Genomic DNA, 1,087 nt, shown 5'->3' with positions numbered 1-1,087 from the left:
AAACGCCCGGTTACATTCCGAACCCGGAAGCTAAGCCTTTCAGCGCCGATGGTACTGCAGGGGGGACCCTGTGGGAGAGTAGGACGCCGCCGAACAATCTTTGAAGGACCCTTGGTCCCAGCGTTCAACGCTGGGACCAAGGGTCCTTTTTGTTTTGTCGAAGCGCGTCGGGTGTCCGGCTGCGCAAGAATGTCTGTAGTACCCGATGACAGGAGCACCACCGATGTCCACCAACTCTCCCGACGATCGTTCGGAGCGCGAGCCGCGTCGCCGGGACGGCGGTGACCGTGGCGGCGTCAGCGGTGGTCGTGACGACCGGTCGGGCGCCCCGCGTCGGGACAACGACCGCGGTGGAAGCCGGCGTGACGACAGCCGGCCCACCAACAGCGGCGGCCCCCGCCGTGACGACAGCCGACCCAGCAGCAGCGGTGGCGGCGGCGGTTTCCGTCGCGATGACAACCGGGGCGACCGGGATCGTGCGCCGCGGCGTGACGACAACCGGGGTGGTTCCGGTTCGTCCGGTGGTGGCTTCCGTCGCGACGACAACCGTGGTGGTTCCAGCGGTGGTGGGTTCCGCCGTGACGACCGGGGTGGTTCCGGCTCCTCCGGTGGTGGCTTCCGCCGTGACGACAACCGTGGTGGTTCCAGCGGTGGTGGTTTCCGTCGTGATGACAGCCGGCCCAGCAGTGGTGGTTCGTCCGGTGGCAGTTTCCGTCGTGATGACCGGGCTCCGCGTCGTGATGATGACCGTGGTGCGCGTTCCGGTGGTGGGTTCGAGCGGCGTGACGACCGTCCGCGCGGCCCCCGTCGTGACGACGACAACCGCGGAGGCAGCACCGGTGGTAGCTTCCGCCGTGACGACAACCGTGGCAGCTCCGGCTCCTCCGGTGGTAGCTTCCGCCGCGATGACAACCGTGGCAGCTCCGGCTCCTCCGGTGGTGGCTTCCGCCGTGACGACAACCGTGGTGGTTCCAGCGGTGGTGGGTTCCGCCGTGATGACAGCCGGCCCAGCAGTGGTGGTTCGTCCGGTGGCAGTTTCCGTCGTGATGACCGGGCTCCGCGTCGTGATGATGACCGTGGTGCGCGT

1 rRNA gene and 1 pseudogene are annotated in these 1,087 nt (G+C 67.9%); both read left to right on the top strand.

The window, feature by feature from the left end:
- Window positions 1-95 (top strand): 5S ribosomal RNA (rrf, locus tag ACIQM0_RS13820); the annotation flags it as partial.
- Between the two features lie 306 nt (window positions 96-401).
- A pseudogene (locus ACIQM0_RS13815) lies at window positions 402-1,087 on the top strand (hypothetical protein); the annotation flags it as partial.

It is taken from the genome of Streptomyces sp. NPDC091387, assembly GCF_044756945.1.
GTDB lineage: Bacteria > Actinomycetota > Actinomycetes > Streptomycetales > Streptomycetaceae > Streptomyces.
Note: the sequence above shows the minus strand (reverse complement) of the source record. Positions and strands in the feature narration are given on the sequence as shown.